Here is an 18,091-nt window from a genome sequence, read left to right as displayed (position 1 = left end):
GCTTGTCCGCCGCTTGTCCTCTCCTCTTCGACAAAGCAGTTGAGACGACGAGCGATATCGGTGTAGCAATCGGTTTCAACAGGATAATCGATATGCCAGTCGCCACCCCCAATGGTCTCGTTGCCCGCCTTTCACCCCCGCCCATTCCCTCCGTCATTGCCTGGAGCCGCGAATATACCGGCGCCAAGGGGCCGCTCATCGATCTCTCGCAGGCCGTGCCGGGCTATCCCGCGCATCCGGAAATGCTGCGGCTGCTCGGCGAGGCGGCCGCGTCGCAAACCATGACCGGTTATGGACCGATCGAAGGAGAGACGGTCCTGCGGGAGGCCTATGCGCGGCATGTGAGCGAGGTTTACGGCGCGCCCGTCGTTCTCGAGAATATCCACATCACCTCCGGCTGCAATCAGGCCTTCATGTGCGCGGCCATCGCGCTTGCCGGCGCCGGCGAAACCGTGGCACTGACCAATCCCTTCTATTTCAATCATGATACGACGCTTGCTATGCTCGGCATCAATCGCATGCTCGTCGGATGCGACGCGGCGAGCGGGTTTCTTCCCGATCGCGCATCCGCCGAACAGGTGCTGTCCGCCGGAGCGCGTGCACTGGCGATCGTCACGCCCAACAATCCGACCGGCGCCGTCTATCCGCCGGCGCTGCTGCATGACCTCTTCCTGTTGTGCCGGAAATACGGGGCATGGCTGATCCTAGACGAGACCTATCGCGATTTCCTGGCTGAGAGCTATGGACCTCCGCATGGGCTGCTTTCCGAACCCGGCTGGGAGGAGACGCTCGTTCTCCTTTACAGCTTCTCGAAGTCCTTCTGCATTCCCGGCCACCGGCTCGGCGCGATCACGGCCGGGCCGAGGCTGCTGGCCGAGATCACCAAAGTCATGGACAATATGCAGATCTGCGCGCCGCGATCGGCTCAGCATGCTGTCGCCAAGGCCCTGCCGGTGCTGGCCGGCTGGCGAGCCGAGAACCGGCTGGAGATCGCGCGGCGGGCTGATGCGCTGAAGGCGGTTATGGCCGGGCTGCCAGGCTGGGATATCGCTGCGATCGGCGCCTATTTCGCCTTCATCCGCCATCCCTTTGCCGATCAGCCATCCGTGGCGGTCGCCGAGCGGCTCGCGAAACAGGCAGGAATCATCTCGATCCCCGGCGCTTACTTCGGCGCAGGGCAGGAACGCTATCTGCGTCTGGCATTTGCCAATGCCGATGCGGCTTCGATCGGCCTGCTCGGCGAGCGTCTGCGCTGATCAGGCCCGGGTTTTCGCGAACCGGTTGGCGGGCATGGAGAGCCCGAGATTCTCGCGCAGCGTCGAACCCTCATACTCCTTCCGGAACAATCCGCGCCGGCGCAGTTCCGGCAGGACAAGCCGCACGAAATCGTCGAGGCTCGCCGGCAAGGTTGGGAACATCAGGATGAAGCCATCGGCTGCACGTGTCTCGAACCATTCTTCCATGAAGTCGGCGATTTCGGCCGGCGTGCCGGTCATGCCGTTGCCGGTATGCTTTTCCGCGTAGTGACGGATGAGTTCGCCGACCGTGCGGCCGCTCCTGACGAAGTCAACCAGTTCGTCGAAAAGCGCGCGCGAGCCTTTCGGCGCAGCCGGCAGACGGTCCATCGGAAAGGGCTTGTCCAGAGGTACGCCCCGCAGATCCACTTCCAGGAATTCCGACAGCATCAGGCGGCCGACATCGGGATGCATCTTGTCGATCAGATAATCGACCTTCGCCTGCGCCTCGGCCTTCGTCTCGCCGACATTGATCACGACGCCCGGCATGATCTTCAGGTCGTTCGGATCGCGTCCATAGGCCGGCATGCGCGCCTTCACATTCTCGTAGAAGGCGCGGTTGCGGTCGATGCTGGAGGCGAGGCTGAAGACGATCTCGGCCGTGCGCGCTGCCATGTCGATGCCTGGCTCCGAGCCGCCGGCCTGTGCGATGACAGGGCGGCCCTGCGGTGTCCGCGCGATATTGAGTGGACCACGTACCTGGAAATGCTTGCCCTTGTGGTTCAGCGTATGATGCTTCGCCTTGTCGTAATAGATGCCGTTTTCGCGATCGAGAAGCAGGGCGCCGTCCTCGAAACTATCCCATAGGCCGAAGACGACGTCGACGAATTCGTTGCCGCGCTCGTAGCGCAGGGCATGCGGATCCAAGCCTTCGCGGTTGAAGTTATAGCCGGTTTCGTCGTGGTCGGAGGTAACGACATTCCAGCAGGCGCGGCCGCCGCTCAGATGATCTATCGAGGAAAAGAGGCGCGCAACGTTGTAAGGCTCGTAGTAGCTCGTCGACACGGTTGCGACCAAGCCGAGGTTTTGCGTGGTGACCGAAAGCGCCGACAGCAGGGAGAGCGGCTCGAAGCGGTTCATCTTGGTGGGAATACGGGCGAGAGCATCGGGGTCGCCGACGGCGGCGGCGGGTGAATCCGCCATGAACATGAAGTCGAACTTTGCTGCCTCTGACCGTTTGGCAACGTTAAGCAGATGCTGGAAATCGTTGGCGCCGTTGACGTTGCTGGCCGGATGAAGCCACGACGCCGGATGGAAGCCGAACGTGTAGACGAAGGTGCCGAGCTTCATCTTGTCTGTGCGTGCCATGAAATTCCAGCCTCCAGTCTTGACGATTGTGCAAATTATCGCCGTGCCGGTTTTTTACGCAATAATGCCGGGCTGTGTTTCGTTTTAGTTTTTCTAAAGGATTGCCCTGGCCATCATGGCGGGGCAGACATTCGCGCCTGCTGCCGCGAGATCGCCAGCAACCAATCGCGGAAGGCGGCGCCATGGGGCTTTTGCAGCGCCGACCGATCCCAGGCCAGGAAGTAGCTTTCGCGAAGCGGAAGTCGGATATCGATGGGGATGACGAGCGTTTGCGCCTCAAGCTCGTCGGCGATCATCGACATCTGCGCCAGCACGATACCGCGTTTGTTGACGGCAGCGTCGATGGCGCTGCTCGAGAGGGTGAAGGACAGCCCGGGCGCCGTTTCTTTCAGCGTCACGCCCACTTTCGCCGCGAGGTCGGCCCAGCTGGGATAAGGGGTGAAGTGTCTTTCCCATTCGACATGCAAAAGCGGGTAGTCGAAAAGTTCGAATGCCGATGGCGCGCGCTTTTGAATGAGTGCCGGCGAGCAGGCCGGCACGACCCAGTCGCGGAAGAGCTCGCTGTAATGCTCGTGCTGAAGCACGTCCGATCCGTAGCTGATGCGGAAGTCGATTTCGTCGAAGCCCATGCGAGGCTCCTTATCGCGGCCGATAATCCGAACATGAGCGTCCGGATGAAGCGCCTGCCAGTCGAAGATGCGCCGGCCGATCCATTTGTTGACGACAGAAGACAAGGCGCTCAGGACGAGGGCATTTTCATTGCGCGCCCGCTCCAGCATGCGTTCGGCGATCGCGAAGTGCTCGAAACCTTTGGAGATTTCCTGATGATAGAGCCTGCCCCATAAGGTCAGCTCTGCCGTGCGGCCGTTGCGTTCCAGAAGGGTCACGCCGAGAAAACTTTCGATCTTGCGGATCTGCTGGCTGATCGCACCGGGCGAAACCTTCAATTCCAGCGCAGCCGCGGTCACGCTGCCGCAACGGCCGACAGCTTCGAAAGCCTGCAGGCCTTTCAGCGGAATGGCCTTGAAGAGGCGCGGTTCGCTCACGTTGCATTTCTCCAGGACGAATAATCGGGCATTTCCTGTTCGGCCGGCTGAAAGTCGCCGGCGAATTGAAAGCGATCACCGGGATGGGTGATTTCGACATAGGTGACGGTGCGGCCGTTCTGCCAGGTCTGGCGGATGAGCGTCAGACAGGCGTCACCACGCTCGGTCTCCAGCAGCCGGGCCGTTGCCGGATCTGCCGAGACGGCGCGAATGATGTGCCTTGCCTTCGACCATGGCACCTGTGCCAATAGCCATTTGGCCGGTGGAACGGTTGCGAAGCTTTCATCTTTGGCAAGCGGTACGGCATCGAGCATGATGATGCGCCGCTCGATGGCGTTCGGCTTGCCGTCGACCAGATGCAAGCATTGCAGCCTCAAAACCTCCGCGCCGGGCTTTTCCCTCAACAAGGCCGCGCTGGAGGCGTCCAGCTTCTCTATTCGCCGCTTCAGGATGCGGTGGGCGTGCGCGTGTCCGGCAAGCTCCGCCTCGGTGCTGATATCCTGAATATCCATGACCGTGCGGTCGATCTGCTGCGAGGCGACGAAGGAGCCCGCCTTGCGCCTCCGCAGGATCATGCCGCGTTCGGCGAGCGCCGAGAGCGCCTTGTTGACGGTCATTCGCGAGCATCGGTATTGGTCGGCCAGCTCATGCTCGATCGGGATGCGCTGGCCGGGCTTCCAGTCGCCATTCATGATCTTCGTCTCTATGTCTGCGAAAATTCTGTGATGAATTGAGACCAACATCCACCTCGATCCCGCGACAGCGCACAAATCTCGCCTCTATGCGAGGCAGTTTCGGCGAAAGGTCCGGCACGATTTTTGCGTTCCAAGACTTTTACATTGACACTGTAGGCCTGCCTATATCTATTTGTATAGACAAAAGCGGGCCAAAGAAGCTCGTTCGGCGGGAATACGCTGGGGAACCTGGACTCTTCCGCAGGAAGGGCAAAAAACTGGAGAGACGATCATGAAAAAGAATTCTCTGCTCAAAGGGTTGGTGAGCGCCGCGTTCCTTCTGGGAGCGACACTGTCCGCGCACGCCGCCGATACGCTTTCGGCTGTCAAGGCTGCCGGCACCCTGAAGGTTGGCACCGAAACGGCCTTCGCCCCCTTCGACTTTATCGATGCCGGCGAACATGTCGGATTAAACGTCGATCTCTTTAACGAGATCGGCAAGGAACTCGGTGTGAAGATCGAGTGGGTGACCTTGCCCTGGGACGGTGTTTTCCCGGCTCTGGAGGCCGGGAAGTTCGATGTGGTCGCCGGCCCGGCAACGATCACCAAGAAGCGCATGGAGCGTTACCGTTTCACGCCGCCGCTGGCCGAAGCGACCATTGCCATCCTCAAGAAGGCGGGCGACAAGACCATCAACAAGCCGGAAGACATCGCCGGCAAGAAGATCGGCGTCGGCAAGGCAACCTCGCAGCTTGATCAGCTCAAGGAATTCTCCGAGACATTGCCGACCAAGGCGGACATTCGCGAATATCCCGCCTTCACCGAATCCTACGCCGATCTTGCCGCCGGCCGCATCGCCGGCGTGGCGAATTCTCTGCCGAACATTGCGTTCGTCGCCAAGCAGCGGGAAGGCGTCTTCGAGGTCGTTCTGCCGCCCTTCGGCAAGAAATCCTATTTCGGCTTTATCGGCTTGAAGGATGCCGATCACGCACCCCTGATGGACGCAATCGATGCCGCCATGCTGAAGATCAAGGCGGACGGCCGGATGGCCACATTGCAGAAGAAATGGTTCGGCGCGACTTTCGATACGCCGGACTCCGTCAAGGACCCGGCATTCTGATCGATTGATCATCATCACCGAACATGCCTTGGATGTACCGGGGCATGTTCGGAGACCGATCCGGTTTCATGACCGCCAAGTGGACGACATCCAACCCCCATGTCCTTCAAACTCTTCGAATTGCTGCTGCAGGCGTCCATCTATACGGTTACGATCAGCGTCGTATCGATCCTGATCGGTTTCGCGATTGCGATCCTGTTGTCGGGCATGCTGCTTTCGCGGCGGCGCCATCTGATGCTGCCTGCCCAGATTTTCATCAGCTTTTTCCGTGGCGTGCCGCTGCTGGTGCAATTGCTGCTGATCTACAATCTTCTTCCCGTGATCGGCATCAATGTGCCGAGCGTTGTCGCGGCGGTGATCGGCCTATCACTCTGCACCGCCGCCTACCAGGCGGAAAACCTGCGGGGCGGATTTGCCAGCGTTCCCGTTGGACTGATCGAATCCGCCGAAATGGTGGGTTTGACACCCAGCCAAATCTTCCGGCGCATAAAAGTTCCGACCGCCCTTCGCCTGACATTTCCCGCCCTTGTCAATGAAGCGATCCTTATCCTCAAGGCGTCGTCCCTCGTCTCCGTCGTCGGCATCGTCGAATTGACGCGCATGGCGCAGGATCTCGCCGGCAGCACCTTTCTGCCTCTGCAGCTCTTTGCGTCTGCCGGCTTGATCTATCTGGTGATCAACTGGATCGTAGCCTTGGCCGGCGGCCTGATCGAGCGCTCTCTTCCCGGAGTGCCGCGATGACCTTCGACATCAATGTCCTTCTCGATCAATGGCCAGCGATCATCAGCGGCGCGGGCGTCACGATCATGATCTGGGTTTTCGGCACGATTGCCGCTGCCATCCTCGGTTTTCTGCTGGCCGTTGCCAGACAATATTGCGGCCTTCTGATCGACAAGGCGCTCGGTCTTGCCGTCGCGGTCCTGCGCGGCACGCCCTTCCTGATCCAGATCTTCCTCGTCTATTATGGCGGTCCTTTCATCGGCCTGTCGCTCGATCCGCTACCGGCGGGATTGATCGGCATCTCGATCTATGGTGCGGCCTATTTCAGCGAAATTTTCCGCTCCGGCTTTCAGGCCGTTCCAACGGGGCACATCGAGGCCGGTGAATGCGTCGGCCTCACGCAAGGGCAGATCGTCAGGCGCATCCTGTTGCCGGAAATGACCATGCTGGTGTTGCCGCCGTCGGTGAACATGACCATCATTCTCATGAAGGAGACCGCGGTTCTCTCCATCATCACCGTGCCGGAGCTGACGGCGACGCTGAGCGCCATAGGTTCGCAGCAATATGCCTTTGTCGAGGCTCTATCCGCACTCGCGCTCTTTTATTGGGTGCTGGTCGAGTTCACCGGCTGGCTTGGCAATCTTGCCGAAACGAAACTTTCCAGATTCAGGTTTTTCAACGCATGAGCGTTCCCGCAATCGCAGTCAAAAATCTCGTCAAGAAGTTCGGTGATTCCACCGTCCTGCATGGCATTGATCTCGAGATCGCGCAGGGACAGGTCTCCTGCCTTATTGGTCCTTCCGGCTCCGGCAAAAGCACACTTTTGCGCTGCATGGCCTTTCTTGAGGAGGCGACCCGCGGCACGATTGCCATTAATGGAGAGGTACTCGGCTTCAGCGAGAACGCCGAGGGTGTGCGGGAGCGGGTTCCTGCTGCCACGAACCGGGCTATCCGCGCACAGATCGGCATGGTCTTCCAGCAGTTCAATCTCTGGCCGCATATGACCGCGCTCGGCAATGTCAGCGAGGCGTTAAAGACGGTTCACAAGATGAGCCGCAAGCAGGCTGAGGATCTGGCGCTGGCCCAGCTCGTCAAGGTCGGGCTGGAAGCGCGCGCAGGACACTATCCCTCGCAGCTTTCCGGGGGTCAGCAACAGCGTGTCGCCATTGCCCGCGCACTAGCGCTCAAGCCGAAGATCATGCTGTTCGACGAACCGACCTCGTCGCTCGATCCGGAGCTGACGGGTGAGGTATTAAATGTCATGCGCGATTTGGCAGCCGAGGGCATGACCATGGTCGTCGTCTCCCACGAGATCGGCTTCGCAGCGACAGTCGGCCAGCAGATCTTTTTCCTCGATCACGGCAAGATATTGTTCACCGGGACACCGCAGGCGGTATTCAAGAAACCGCGAAATCCACGTCTGGAACAATTTCTGGACACCTATCTCGATCGCGGCGCGTCAATGCTTCTTTGAGCGCCGCTACGGCGGCGGCGAATGCCCCACACACGTAGAAAAAAGGTTGCTCGGGCCGGCAAAGTCATTGTTTCAAGAACGATCATCCCAATTGATCTCTCGCGAAAGCGATAAGGCTTTCCACGTGGCCAGCTACGGTAACGCGTGTTTGCTCCACATCGCCACGTTCCAATGCTTCAATAATAAGCAGGTGTTCTGTCGAATCCGGCTTCAGCCGATCTTTCAGTCGATCGATCTCGAACAGGACAGTGTTGGTAAGTTGCCGCTAGCTCCAGACCCGGAAGGACTTTTCCTTCGCGCAGCCAATTTATGGACGCAACCCAGGAGAGAAAGAGACATCAAACAAAAACTAAACGTTGACGCGACCCTCTAGGTTCCGTATAGATGCGTTATCGATCTTTTGCTTGCCGAGCTTTGTCTACCGCGCGATTGGCACCGCGCTCTAAGCGAACTTCCGTTTCAAAAATAGTCGGTTTCAACCCGCGTGGCATCTGCTTCGCGGTCCCTCACTCTATGCTTTGAAAGGGTTCATCATGACCACTGGCACAGTAAAATGGTTCAATTCCACCAAGGGCTTCGGCTTCATCCAACCTGACAACGGCGGCGCTGACGCGTTCGTTCATATCTCGGCTGTCGAGCGCGCCGGCATGCGCGAGCTCACCGAAGGTCAGAAGATCGGCTTCGAGCTTGAGCGCGACGTGAAGTCGGGCAAGATGTCGGCCTGCAATCTGCAGTCCGCGTAATCGATATCGGCTTCCCTTTGACCACGGATGTACTGGCACTGCCGGAAGCACGTATCACTTCAAGGCCAGGCATTTTGCCTGGCCTTTTTTCATTCGGTTCACACGGTGGACCCCTTAGGAATTTTCAATGACACAGACCTATAGCAAATCTCGCCAGGCCGCGGAGATCGCCTTTGGTAATCTTCAAACCACGTTCTTTGCCAAAAATCACGCAATGGACGAACTCGAGGCGATCACTCAGTCTCGAGACGCGAAGACTCAGCGGTTGCGTGAAGCACGGCTGGCAAAGGAACTCGCCGACAGGACCTCCGCCACGGCTGCACTGCTTGCCAAACGCGGCCGACTAGGTTGATCGAACCTCTTTCCGTCGAGATAAAAAATTAAAAACCGATAGCGCCAATACTGAAACGCAACGCCTGAAACTTGTGGAGCGCACGGTTCCTGAAGGCAGCGTGGCTGAAGAGTAGGCGCCTCTCCCAGGGGCAGGGGCAGGGGCAAAAGCCCGGAGGCGCGCATCGCCTAAGAGTGCCTATATCGCCGGAATGGTCGAGGATGAAGCCGTTTGCAAGGCTTAGCGAGACGTTATGAAAACCGCAGCGCCAGACCGGCTTAAGCTTGCGGCGCCGGCGATCGATAGCTTTCGCTGATCGGCAGATGTGATCAATTCGCCCCGGGAGACTGACTCAAACAACAGGAGAGCCTTTATGGCACTGGATACGAACGAGCTTCAAGCGATCAACACGTCTTGGCAAATTGCGATCCAGGAAATCCTGCGCATGGTCATCCGTGACATGTACCGTGCAAGGGGAGAAGAGGCGTTCAATGCGCATATCAAACGGATCGAAGAAGCGGCAGTTGACAGCATTTACACCGACCTAAGACTCCGCGGTACTGACGAATGGACGGAGGTTCTCGTCAAGGAAAGAGCCAGCAATTTCGTGACGACCCTTTTGACGTCGTTCACATATGACCGGGCGTGAATTTTCGCGTCGAACAAGGGAAGCGAAAATCCATCCGGCCGACCGGCACGCGTCAAAGCTGCCAGGAAGAACGATAATAGGTTCGTCGAACATCTGGCTTCATGGCGCCTTTATCTCCCAACTGCTTGTCGGGTCGCATATGGAGAGTAGGGAGCGCTCGACAGCGCTCCCTACTGCGGTCATGTCCTTGCGACAGGACGCGGCTGCTCTGACCGTAAGCTTCTAGACGCGCTGGCGAGCGCGTTCTCTGCAGCTTTTGCTTTTTGGCCGCGGCGCTTTCGGATCTCCACCACGAAGGCTTTCGCAATGCGCTTCGCCATGGGGAATTATGCTACCTGGCGCCCTGCTTCGATCTGCAGCGGCGCGGGCTGCTCGGCGGTAGTGCCGATTGTTACCTTCCGCGGCTTCATGGCTTCCGGGATCTCGCGCTTCAGCACGATGCGCAGAAGGCCGTTGACCAGAGACGCGCCCTCGACCTTGACGTGGTCGGCAAGCTCGAACCGCCGTTCGAAAGATCGTCCTGCGATGCCTCGATGGAGATATTCGCCATCTTTCGGATCTGCTTTCTGTCCCTTCACGACCAGAACGTTGCGTTCCTGGACGACGTCGAGATCGGAATTGGCAAAACCGGCGACTGCCATTTCGATGCGGTAGTCGTCGTCGCTCGTCTTGACGATATCGTAGGGAGGCCAAGTCTCAATCGGCTGCAGACGCTGCGCGTTACTCAACAGATTGAATACGCGGTCGAAGCCGACGCTGGAGCGATAAAGAGGTGCAAAATCAAGATCGTTTCTCATAACCAAATCCTCCGTAAAGCGAGATGGAATGGAGACGCGGAAACTAGCGTCTCCGGTTCTGCCGGTCCCTTACGGCGACCGGCGAAAATGATCTAATTTTGCGAAAAACAGGTTTCAAGATCGTCCAACATATTTTTTATGATGTTCTCTGCGCGATCTATGAGGAACGGCCGTCACCACAGAATTCCTCACTCACAGCAGCTCGATCAGTGATCTAGAGGGGGTAATGTGGCGTGCCAATCCTGTATTAAGAAGCTTCCGCAACAATTTCAGCTTAGGAGATTCCAAACACGACCGCGGTGAGCAACGCATACTGGACTACGCCGAGGAAGATAGGTCCCCAAGTCGTGCGGGCGTTGCGCAGCTGTGTTCCGACATAGCCGTCAAGCAATTGGAGTAGCCCGGAAAGTCCACTCAGCCACAGCATTACAGCTAAGGGAGCACACACTGCCACAGCGATGGTGGTGACGGCGATCGGTACAGTGCGGGCAAAGGTGTAAAGAGCAAAGATGCGGCTGGACTCAGTCTGCGGGCCGGGGGCAACTAAGGTCGGGCGGACAAGCCCGACGACGGCAAAAAAGGTGGCGCACAGGACGTCTGTAATGGTGATGGTATAAAGGGCGATCAGCATTTGGGCTCCAGATGATGTTTGATGTTTTTGTCTGTGCCCAATTCTCTAACTGGGCATTGGTGGGGCGATCGCGGCCAGCAAAAATGGCGACTATACGCTGTCGACGGATGCGTTGGCCTCTGCCATCGCTGATTTAACTTTATTATTCCAATGAATAATTATAATAATGTAATATGCGCGAAATTGATCTACGTCGATTTGACCTCAATCTACTGATAATGTTCGAGTCGCTCATGCGGGAACGGCACGTGGGCCGTACCGGCGAGGCTCTCGGCTTGACCCAGCCAGCAGTGAGCCACGCCTTGTCTCGGCTGCGCGACCTGTTGGACGACCCACTTTTTGTGAGGCATGCCGGCGGCGTCAGGCCGACGCCGCGGGCGGAAGCTCTGAATGCGCCGGTCAGTCATGCTCTGGCTACCCTGCGCGCGGCATTGGCCGAGGAGGGTGGCTTCAATCCCGCCGAAGCAGTTCGCACCGTGTCGATCGGGGCTTCGGATTATACGGACTTGGTGCTGATGCCGGCCTTGATGGCTGCGGTGCGTGTGTCCGCGCCCGGTCTCAACATCCGGCGGCGGCCGACCAGCCGGGAGACCGTGCTGGGCGATTTGAGGCGCCGCGACATCGACATGGCGATCGGCCCGCTCGCGGCGGCGCCGGACGGCTTGGACCTAATGCCCCTTTTCACTGAGCGACTGGTGCTGGTGACGCGAAAGGCCCATCCGGCTTTGACCGCCGATATGTCCCTGACCATGCTCGCCGGGCTCGAGCACCTGCTGGTCTCGCAAAGCGTCGATGCGACGGGCAGCCTCGATGAGCGCCTGAGCGACGCCGGCCTTTCCCGACGCGTCGTGATGACCTTGCCGAACTTTCTGTCAGCGCCTTTTATTGTAGCAGAGACAGACCTCGTTGCCCTGCTGGCCGAACGCGTAGCGCATAGGCTTGCCGGTGTCGCAGCTATCGCTGTTCATCCGCAACCAGCCCCAGCGCCGTCATGGACTATCGGTCTTGCGCGGCTGGCGGGGGCCGCACCCGATCCGGCCGTTGACTGGATCTGCAGCCTGGCGGGCAAAGTCGCCGGCAAGCAATGAGGCGCGCGCTATCTCTGCCGCGGCCCGCAATCGCTTGTCTCTGGTCCATAGGGTCGCTCTGCGGTCAAGCAGAACGGACGCAAGCAGAGGGGGCATCCGCGTAGCCAATGCCTATACTGAAGATGCGAGGAAGCCCACCATCCGGAGCTATTCATGATATCGGTGCAACTCAAAACATAATATTACTGTTTGCTATGCCAGCGAGCCGAGATTTCAATGTCGGACCTGCGGCAAAGGGTTCAAACAAACGACGCGCGCCTTTGCCGCTAGGCTGGCGACGCCCTTAAAACTCTTTCCACCCGGAAGCAGGCCGACCGCCTGCTGCCGCTGCTCTGCGCGTCACTTGAGCAACCGGCTCTGCAAATGACGCCCTATGTGATGGCTCCGCCATGGTGCGTGCCGTCTGCCTCAACATCCCCGAGGCGCCGGAGGCAGAAGCCTCGAGGCGGAATTGCGATACCAGTTCACTCAGTTTGCTGGCCTCAGCGGCAAGTGCAGCGGAGGCTGCCGTCGTCTGCTCGACCATGGCCGCATTTTGCTGCGTCGTCTGATCCATTGTATTGACCGCCGCATTGACTTCGGCAAGGCCTGTCGACTGCTCTTTGGCGGATGCGGCTATGGCGTTCATATGCTCGTTTATGCCCGAGATGCGCTCACCGATCTCCTTCAGAGCAATACCCGTTTCACGCACGAGCTTGACCCCACCACTGACCTCGGACGAAGAAGCATTGATTAGCGCCTTGATCTCTTTTGCCGCCGCCGCGGAGCGTTGCGCCAATTCGCGCACTTCTTGCGCCACGACGGCAAACCCCTTGCCCGCCTCACCAGCGCGCGCGGCTTCCACCCCGGCATTGAGCGCCAGCAAATTGGTCTGGAAGGCAATATCGTCGATCACGCCGATGATGTTAGAAATCTGCTGGGAGGAATTCTCTATTCGCTGCATGGCTTCCTCAGCTCGACTGACGACCTCGGCCGACCGGGCGGCGCTGTGATCGGCAGCGGTTGCTACCGCCCGCGTCTCTTCCGTCCGCTTACTCGAATTGGCTACATTGACCGTAATCTGATCGAGGGCGGCGGCGGTCTCTTCAAGCGACGCTGCCTGCTGCTCCGTTCGGCGCGAGAGATCGTTGGCGCCGGAAGAGATCTCTTGCGTGCCGCTATCGATCGATACAATGCTCTCGGTAATTGCGTTCAATGTGTTACTCAATTGCTTCAGTGACGTATTGAAATCATGGCGAAGCGCTTCGAAATCCGCGGCGAACGGCTCGTCGAGCTGGAAGGAAAGATCCCCGGATGCCAATCTCTTGAGCCCCATGGCAAGACCGGATGTTGCGACCCGCAGACGTTCTGCGGCATCGGCCTCCGCCTGCTGCTGGGCAGCGATCCTGTCGGCTTCCGCCTGGTGACGTTCCCTTGCAGCGTCCGCTTCGAGCTGGCCGTTGGCGATCGCCGCTTTTCGGAATACTTCGACAGCTTCCGCCATCGTTCCTACTTCGTCGCGCCGGCCGATGCCCGCGCAAGCGATGTTGGTCTCGCCGCCCGCAAGCTTGGCCATATCTGCGCAGAGCGCCAGGATAGGTTTGCACACGGTCCTGCGGAACAATACGAAGAGCATGACGGAGAACAGTACCGTCAGTCCAAGAAGTCCCTGCATCACGCCGCGAATGGAATTTGCCGTGCTGGCACTTTCTGCAGAGATCGATTCCGATACCTTTTGTATCTGATCACCCGCCTCTTCCATGGCGGTTTCCAAAGCGGAAAACTGCTTCATGAAATTGGGTAACGCCTTCAAAGCACCGGCCGGATCCTTCTGTGCCGTCGCCACCATCCCAGTCGCATTATCGATATAGGCCAGCAATGGAGGTTCAACGCCGGCAAGCACCTTTTGAGTGTCCGGATCCGTCGCGAGCGCCTTGTTAGCCTTGATCATCTCGCGAAATGACGCGACATGCTCCGAAAGATCCGAGTTAACGGTTTCAAAGCCAATGCCGGATGCAGGATCAGAAGCGAGCAATGCAGCCAGCACATCCGCTCTCAAAGCGTCGTGCATCATATCTGCCTGCATGTGGTTACGCAGGACCTGAGCCGAAGCTGCTATTTTCTCGGCATTCTGCGTCAGAGTCGAGGCCGACCATATGCCCACACCGGTTGCTCCGCCGGCAATTGCAAATATCGCCACGCTCCCAAAAATGATTTTCTGCTGGATAGATGCCATGAAACATATCCCAAGATTTCCTCAAGAGAAGAATGTGGGATCGTCGTTAATTATCCGTCAAATAAGTCAATCGTCAGGAAATTTATGACTAATAATTAAAATACAACTAAGACGATACATTGTGTTTAGATGTGCACCAATCATCGATAAGCTCGGGGTTCATAGGAAAATATCTAACTACGGCGGCATCTATACAATACCATTTTCATCATGTTTGTCGGCAACGGTTACCTCCAGAGTTTCTTTCTCGTTAATTGACCAGGTGGCCATCAAGATCGAATGCGGCGCGAAAAGGGCCTCTTAAGGAGGCCCTTCGCAGGTATTATTCGAGGATCTTGATAACCTTGCGCGTCTTCGGCTGAACGATAACGCGCTCGTGGTTCACAACCGCATAGGCATAAGCCGGATTTTCGGGAACCGGCGTGACGACAACGGTCTCTGGAAGCGGCTGGCCTACGACAATCCGATCCTGCACCACGGCCTCAGAAGGAGGCATCGGCTGTTCCTGTACATAGGTGACCACTTTCTGCGGCGGCGGATCGATTGCGGTACCTACAATGGCGCCCGTCACACCGCCGACAGCGGCGCCCACAGGACCGCCCACAACAGCGCCGGTAACCGCGCCGCCCGCAGCGCCTGTGACTGTTGACGACTGCGCCAGGGCCGAACCAGCGAGAAGACCAAAGGCGGCCGCCGCTGAAACGATAAGTTTCGTGTACATAGCATTCTCCTTTGCTTATTGGCTCCGAGGAGCTGAAAGGGGAATACGATTGACCCTGGAATGTTCCGCTTTTGGCGTTGGTTGCTGCCATCACAAGTTGGAACCAGACTGACAAAATTCGTGATTGGCGAGTGTGTGAACCGACCTAAATTGCTTGATCGCAAGCAGCGGTTCTCAGCGGCATCAAACCCGCCTGAACATTGCGGCGGGTAAGCCAATGCCCAATGCTAAATGTCCACTTTTATTCTCGACCTGACAAGATCCCCGCAGGCATCAGAACTGACGGCTTTTCGATCGGACGACCTCCGCCGCGGCGCATCTACGCGCCCCGGCTGACGGCGTGTTATGCACATCGCTGACTAGCGCCGAGAGCGAGGAGAGGCCGACCTACTCTCCGATAAATCAAGTGCCACGGGTCGATGATCTGAAACTGATGCGAAAATGATCCATAAATGATGCGAAAATGATCTAGAGGCGTTGACATAAGGAATCGTCGAACTAGTTCCCGGTGAGATGCCCGGGGGGCGTCCTTTGCTTACAGCGACCATATGGCTCTTCCGAGCTGTTCCGACCCTCAAGGGTCGGTACGGCATGGTTTTTCATGCGGATCGCACCTCCGGTCACCTAAGTTGCGCAGTGGGAAGTTGGATATCGTATGAGCAGCATCAGCGGACGCCTCGTCAAGGGAAGCATGTGGTTGAGCCTGTCCCGGACGATCGTGAACGGGCTCGCGACCCTCAGCACTTTCGTATTGGCGCGCTATCTGGCACCGGCGGATTTTGGCGTGGTCGCCTTGGGCATGACGATCCTCATGATCGTCACGACCATTACCGAACTGTCTCTTTCCGAGGCGCTAATCCGGCACGCCGCACCGGACGAATCCCATTTCAGCGCGGCCTGGACCCTCAATGCCGCGCGCGGACTGGCGATCTGCATCCTGTTTGCGATCTCTGCCTATCCGGCCGCCGTCCTGTTCAACGAGCCCAGACTGACGGGCGTCATGCTGGCGCTCGGCATCAGCATGCTGATGGGGGGCCTCACAAATCCCCGCCGCATCATGCTTCAGCGCGATCTGATCTTCTGGCAGGAGTTCGTGCTCGCCGTTTCGCAGAAGTTCGCCGGCTTCATCGCCTCCGTTGCGATAGCGGTGATCTATCAGAGCTACTGGGCACTGGTCGTCGGAACCCTCATAAGCCAGGCGACGAATGTCATCGTCTCCTATCTCGTGCTGCCCTTCCGGCCCAGGATCACGTTCCAGCATATGCGGGAGTTCTTTTCCTTTTCCGCCTGGCTCACTGCCGGACAGATCGTCAGCACGCTCAACTGGCGCTTCGATTATCTGCTGGTGGGCAAGATGCTCGGCGGAATCCAGCTCGGCTACTATTCAGTCGGTAGCAATCTCGCCATGATGCCGACGCGGGAAGCGACCGCGCCCCTCACCCAGACGATCTATCCGGCTTTTGCCGGCATTCACAACGACCCCAGCAGGCTCGCCGCCGCTTATCAGCGCGTACAGGCACTGGTCGCCGCCGTCGCGCTTCCCGCCGGCATCGGGGTTGCGGTCACCGCCGACCCACTCGTCAGGCTCGCGCTGGGCGACAAATGGGCGCCTGTCATCTTCATCATCCAGTCGCTTGCCTCGGTCTTTGCGCTTCAGACGCTCGGCTCGCTGGTGCAGCCGCTCGGCATGGCCAAGGGTGAGACGCGAGTGCTCTTCGTTCGCGATACCCAAATGTTCTGCCTGCGCGTGCCGATCATGATTGGCGGCCTGATACTCTATGGCCTGCCAGGGGTCATTGCCGGCCGTGTGTTCACCGGCCTCTTCAGCACCGCCGTCAACATGATGCTCGTGCGGCGCTTCACCGGCATCAGTGTCGCCAAGCAATTGTCGGTGAACCTTCGGGCGCTCGCAAGCGTCGCCGTGATGGCGGCCGGCGTCTCGCTCGCCTCGAGCCATCTGGCGCCGACGGACGACAAGCTCGTCCTCGTAACGCATCTCGCAATGCTGATCCTGCTTGGCGGCCTGCTCTATTGCGGTTCGACGTTCCTCCTGTGGAGGCTCATGAAACGGCCGAGCGGTCCCGAAACAGAGGTGCAAACCATACTCGGCAAGGTGCTGCCAAAATTGCGCCTCGCCTGAGAAACGTTCGGCCAGGCCGGCCGAACTGCCTTGTCATCTAAAGGGGAATGGGGAAATGACATTGCAATCAAATCAAGTCCTGATCGCGAAATTGGACAACATGATCCACGATTGCCTGAAAGACTACATCAGCCATGATGAGCCTTTGGCGATCCTCGACTTTCCCGACATCCGCAACTGCGGCGACTCCGCCATCTGGTTGGGCGAAATGGCCTATCTCAAAAGGAGATACGGCAAGCGGCCAACCTATGTCTCGCGGATCGATGATTTTTCGCCCGAGCAACTCGAGCGAACCATGCCGACCGGTCCGATTTTCATTCATGGCGGCGGCAATTTCGGCGACATCTGGGATGCGCATCAGGATTTCCGCGAACGGGTGCTGGAGCGGTTTCCCAATCGTCAGGTGATCCAGTTTCCGCAATCCATCCATTACAAGTCCCAGGCGCGCCTGGATGAAAGCGCCCGCGTCATCGGACGCCACAAGAACTTCGTATTGCTGGTGCGTGACGAGGAGTCGAAGGAATTTGCCCTCAAGCATTTCGATTGCGAGGTGCGCCTTTGCCCGGACATGGCCTTTTCCATCGGAGCAATCCAGGCCGAGGAACCGGAATTTCCCGTCCTTGCCATGCTGAGATCCGATCTCGAAAAGGTAGGAGATGCCAACCTCTCCGCCTATCCCGATATTCCGAAAGAAGATTGGACCACCGAATCCGCCAGGCGGGTGCGTATCTCCAAAGCGCTTGGCGCGGCAACAGCTTTGCTCGCTCTCAAGCCGGCCGAAGTACGGCTGCGCAAGCTCGATGCGGCCGCCCATAATCGATTGGGTCGCGGTATCCGCCAGATTTCCCGCGGCCGTGCGCTCGTCACCGACCGGCTTCACGTCCATATCTGCTCGATCCTGCTTGGGCGACCGCATGCGGTGCTGGACAACAGCTACGGCAAGATACGCCGGTTCATGGCCGCATTTTCCGGGGGAACCGACCTGGCCTACCGCGCAACCTCGCTCGACGACGGAATCGCCTGGGCGCGCCACCAGGCTGATCAGACCCTCGTACCGGCCGCCTGAACGCGGCCATCGGCCCGGCCTCAGCCTTGCGCCTCTCGATCGCGCCGGATTCTTATCGCGGTCGACGGTTAGT

18 protein-coding genes and 2 pseudogenes are annotated in these 18,091 nt (G+C 58.5%); 11 read left to right on the top strand and 9 right to left on the bottom strand.

What is annotated here, in order from left to right; genetic code table 11:
• Positions 1–92 precede the first annotated feature (92 nt).
• Positions 93–1,256 carry an aminotransferase gene (locus HGP16_RS27460; RefSeq protein ID WP_168843132.1) on the top strand — a complete coding sequence of 388 codons (1,164 nt, stop codon included), beginning with the start codon at positions 93–95 and terminating at the stop codon, positions 1,254–1,256.
• Here the strand turns inward: HGP16_RS27460 and HGP16_RS27455 are convergent, their stop codons facing one another.
• From HGP16_RS27455 to HGP16_RS27445, 3 genes are all read right to left on the bottom strand, one after another.
• Positions 1,257–2,603 (bottom strand): LLM class flavin-dependent oxidoreductase, encoded by a 1,347-nt coding sequence (locus HGP16_RS27455; protein WP_168843131.1) that lies wholly within the window; start codon positions 2,601–2,603, stop codon positions 1,257–1,259. It abuts the gene before it with no gap.
• A 113-nt stretch (positions 2,604–2,716) separates the two neighbouring features.
• The gene (locus HGP16_RS27450; protein WP_168843130.1) at positions 2,717–3,649 is read right to left on the bottom strand and encodes a LysR family transcriptional regulator; all 933 of its coding nucleotides are present in this window, start codon (positions 3,647–3,649) and stop codon (positions 2,717–2,719) included.
• Entirely contained in the window at positions 3,646–4,389 is a 744-nt protein-coding gene (locus HGP16_RS27445) for a UTRA domain-containing protein (protein WP_168843189.1), read from the bottom strand. The genes HGP16_RS27450 and HGP16_RS27445 overlap by 4 nt, the downstream gene beginning before the upstream one ends.
• 226 nt (positions 4,390–4,615) lie before the next feature.
• On the opposite strand from HGP16_RS27445, the gene HGP16_RS27440 reads away from it, so the two are divergent.
• The 4 genes from HGP16_RS27440 (at position 4,616) to HGP16_RS27425 (ending at position 7,637) form a co-directional block, all read left to right on the top strand.
• Positions 4,616–5,443: a transporter substrate-binding domain-containing protein gene (locus HGP16_RS27440; RefSeq protein ID WP_168843129.1), complete on the top strand. Its 828-nt coding sequence runs from the start codon at positions 4,616–4,618 to the stop codon at positions 5,441–5,443.
• 99 nt (positions 5,444–5,542) lie between these two features.
• Positions 5,543–6,184, top strand: a complete 642-nt coding sequence (locus HGP16_RS27435; protein WP_168843128.1) for an amino acid ABC transporter permease — start codon at positions 5,543–5,545, stop codon at positions 6,182–6,184.
• The gene (locus HGP16_RS27430) at positions 6,181–6,849 is read left to right on the top strand and encodes an amino acid ABC transporter permease (RefSeq protein ID WP_168843127.1); all 669 of its coding nucleotides are present in this window, start codon (positions 6,181–6,183) and stop codon (positions 6,847–6,849) included. Before HGP16_RS27435 ends, HGP16_RS27430 begins: the two co-directional genes overlap by 4 nt.
• Positions 6,846–7,637 (top strand): amino acid ABC transporter ATP-binding protein, encoded by a 792-nt coding sequence (locus tag HGP16_RS27425; protein ID WP_168843126.1) that lies wholly within the window; start codon positions 6,846–6,848, stop codon positions 7,635–7,637. Before HGP16_RS27430 ends, HGP16_RS27425 begins: the two co-directional genes overlap by 4 nt.
• 82 nt (positions 7,638–7,719) lie before the next feature.
• On the opposite strand, the pseudogene HGP16_RS34190 reads toward HGP16_RS27425, so the two are convergent.
• A pseudogene (locus HGP16_RS34190) lies at positions 7,720–7,887 on the bottom strand (GntR family transcriptional regulator); the annotation flags it as partial.
• Between the two features lie 283 nt (positions 7,888–8,170).
• Here HGP16_RS34190 and HGP16_RS27415 point away from each other — a divergent pair.
• From HGP16_RS27415 to HGP16_RS27405, 3 genes are all read left to right on the top strand, one after another.
• Positions 8,171–8,380 (top strand): cold-shock protein, encoded by a 210-nt coding sequence (locus HGP16_RS27415; RefSeq protein ID WP_168843125.1) that lies wholly within the window; start codon positions 8,171–8,173, stop codon positions 8,378–8,380.
• Positions 8,381–8,507: 127 nt separating this feature from the next.
• Positions 8,508–8,732 (top strand): hypothetical protein, encoded by a 225-nt coding sequence (locus tag HGP16_RS27410; protein ID WP_168843124.1) that lies wholly within the window; start codon positions 8,508–8,510, stop codon positions 8,730–8,732.
• A 352-nt stretch (positions 8,733–9,084) separates the two neighbouring features.
• Positions 9,085–9,360, top strand: coding sequence for a hypothetical protein (locus tag HGP16_RS27405; RefSeq protein ID WP_168843123.1), 276 nt, complete (start codon positions 9,085–9,087; stop codon positions 9,358–9,360).
• 326 nt (positions 9,361–9,686) lie between these two features.
• Here HGP16_RS27405 and HGP16_RS27400 read toward each other — a convergent pair whose 3' ends face one another.
• Together HGP16_RS27400 and HGP16_RS27395 are read right to left on the bottom strand one after the other, a co-directional pair.
• Positions 9,687–10,157 (bottom strand): Hsp20 family protein, encoded by a 471-nt coding sequence (locus tag HGP16_RS27400; protein WP_168843122.1) that lies wholly within the window; start codon positions 10,155–10,157, stop codon positions 9,687–9,689.
• A 274-nt stretch (positions 10,158–10,431) separates the two neighbouring features.
• Positions 10,432–10,788, bottom strand: a complete 357-nt coding sequence (locus tag HGP16_RS27395; protein ID WP_168843121.1) for a hypothetical protein — start codon at positions 10,786–10,788, stop codon at positions 10,432–10,434.
• A 173-nt stretch (positions 10,789–10,961) separates the two neighbouring features.
• Between HGP16_RS27395 and HGP16_RS27390 the strand changes: the two genes are divergently transcribed.
• Positions 10,962–11,876: a LysR family transcriptional regulator gene (locus tag HGP16_RS27390; protein WP_281408264.1), complete on the top strand. Its 915-nt coding sequence runs from the start codon at positions 10,962–10,964 to the stop codon at positions 11,874–11,876.
• On the opposite strand, the pseudogene HGP16_RS34185 reads toward HGP16_RS27390, so the two are convergent.
• From HGP16_RS34185 to HGP16_RS27375, 3 genes and pseudogenes are all read right to left on the bottom strand, one after another.
• Positions 11,871–12,000 (bottom strand): annotated as a pseudogene (locus tag HGP16_RS34185) (type II toxin-antitoxin system VapC family toxin); the annotation flags it as partial. The gene HGP16_RS27390 and the pseudogene HGP16_RS34185 sit on opposite strands and share 6 nt — an antisense overlap.
• A 159-nt stretch (positions 12,001–12,159) precedes the next feature.
• A complete protein-coding gene (locus tag HGP16_RS27380) occupies positions 12,160–14,091 on the bottom strand; it encodes a methyl-accepting chemotaxis protein (RefSeq protein ID WP_168843119.1) in 1,932 nt (643 codons plus the stop codon).
• A 322-nt stretch (positions 14,092–14,413) separates the two neighbouring features.
• Positions 14,414–14,812 carry a DUF1236 domain-containing protein gene (locus HGP16_RS27375; protein WP_168843118.1) on the bottom strand — a complete coding sequence of 133 codons (399 nt, stop codon included), beginning with the start codon at positions 14,810–14,812 and terminating at the stop codon, positions 14,414–14,416.
• Positions 14,813–15,467: 655 nt separating this feature from the next.
• Here HGP16_RS27375 and HGP16_RS27370 point away from each other — a divergent pair.
• Together HGP16_RS27370 and HGP16_RS27365 are read left to right on the top strand one after the other, a co-directional pair.
• On the top strand, positions 15,468–16,952 hold the full coding sequence (locus tag HGP16_RS27370) for a lipopolysaccharide biosynthesis protein (protein WP_168843117.1): 1,485 nt from the start codon (positions 15,468–15,470) through the stop codon (positions 16,950–16,952).
• 55 nt (positions 16,953–17,007) lie between these two features.
• Positions 17,008–18,018 carry a polysaccharide pyruvyl transferase family protein gene (locus tag HGP16_RS27365; protein WP_168843116.1) on the top strand — a complete coding sequence of 337 codons (1,011 nt, stop codon included), beginning with the start codon at positions 17,008–17,010 and terminating at the stop codon, positions 18,016–18,018.
• The last annotated feature ends 73 nt before the right edge of the window (positions 18,019–18,091 follow it).

The organism is Rhizobium sp. P40RR-XXII, from assembly GCF_012641405.1.
Taxonomy (GTDB): Bacteria; Pseudomonadota; Alphaproteobacteria; order Rhizobiales; family Rhizobiaceae; genus Rhizobium.
The sequence above is the reverse complement of the archived record's forward strand: the minus strand, read 5'-3'. Positions and strand labels throughout refer to the sequence as shown.

Coding starts and splice junctions, on each gene's coding strand:
- HGP16_RS27460 (WP_168843132.1), top strand. CDS start 93: ATGCCAGTCGCCACCCCCAATGGTCTCGTTGCCCGCCTTTCACCCCCG.
- HGP16_RS27455 (WP_168843131.1), bottom strand. CDS start 2,603: ATGGCACGCACAGACAAGATGAAGCTCGGCACCTTCGTCTACACGTTC.
- HGP16_RS27440 (WP_168843129.1), top strand. CDS start 4,616: ATGAAAAAGAATTCTCTGCTCAAAGGGTTGGTGAGCGCCGCGTTCCTT.
- HGP16_RS27435 (WP_168843128.1), top strand. CDS start 5,543: ATGTCCTTCAAACTCTTCGAATTGCTGCTGCAGGCGTCCATCTATACG.
- HGP16_RS27430 (WP_168843127.1), top strand. CDS start 6,181: ATGACCTTCGACATCAATGTCCTTCTCGATCAATGGCCAGCGATCATC.
- HGP16_RS27425 (WP_168843126.1), top strand. CDS start 6,846: ATGAGCGTTCCCGCAATCGCAGTCAAAAATCTCGTCAAGAAGTTCGGT.
- HGP16_RS27415 (WP_168843125.1), top strand. CDS start 8,171: ATGACCACTGGCACAGTAAAATGGTTCAATTCCACCAAGGGCTTCGGC.
- HGP16_RS27410 (WP_168843124.1), top strand. CDS start 8,508: ATGACACAGACCTATAGCAAATCTCGCCAGGCCGCGGAGATCGCCTTT.
- HGP16_RS27405 (WP_168843123.1), top strand. CDS start 9,085: ATGGCACTGGATACGAACGAGCTTCAAGCGATCAACACGTCTTGGCAA.
- HGP16_RS27400 (WP_168843122.1), bottom strand. CDS start 10,157: ATGAGAAACGATCTTGATTTTGCACCTCTTTATCGCTCCAGCGTCGGC.
- HGP16_RS27395 (WP_168843121.1), bottom strand. CDS start 10,788: ATGCTGATCGCCCTTTATACCATCACCATTACAGACGTCCTGTGCGCC.
- HGP16_RS27390 (WP_281408264.1), top strand. CDS start 10,962: ATGCGCGAAATTGATCTACGTCGATTTGACCTCAATCTACTGATAATG.
- HGP16_RS27380 (WP_168843119.1), bottom strand. CDS start 14,091: ATGGCATCTATCCAGCAGAAAATCATTTTTGGGAGCGTGGCGATATTT.
- HGP16_RS27375 (WP_168843118.1), bottom strand. CDS start 14,812: ATGTACACGAAACTTATCGTTTCAGCGGCGGCCGCCTTTGGTCTTCTC.
- HGP16_RS27370 (WP_168843117.1), top strand. CDS start 15,468: ATGAGCAGCATCAGCGGACGCCTCGTCAAGGGAAGCATGTGGTTGAGC.
- HGP16_RS27365 (WP_168843116.1), top strand. CDS start 17,008: ATGACATTGCAATCAAATCAAGTCCTGATCGCGAAATTGGACAACATG.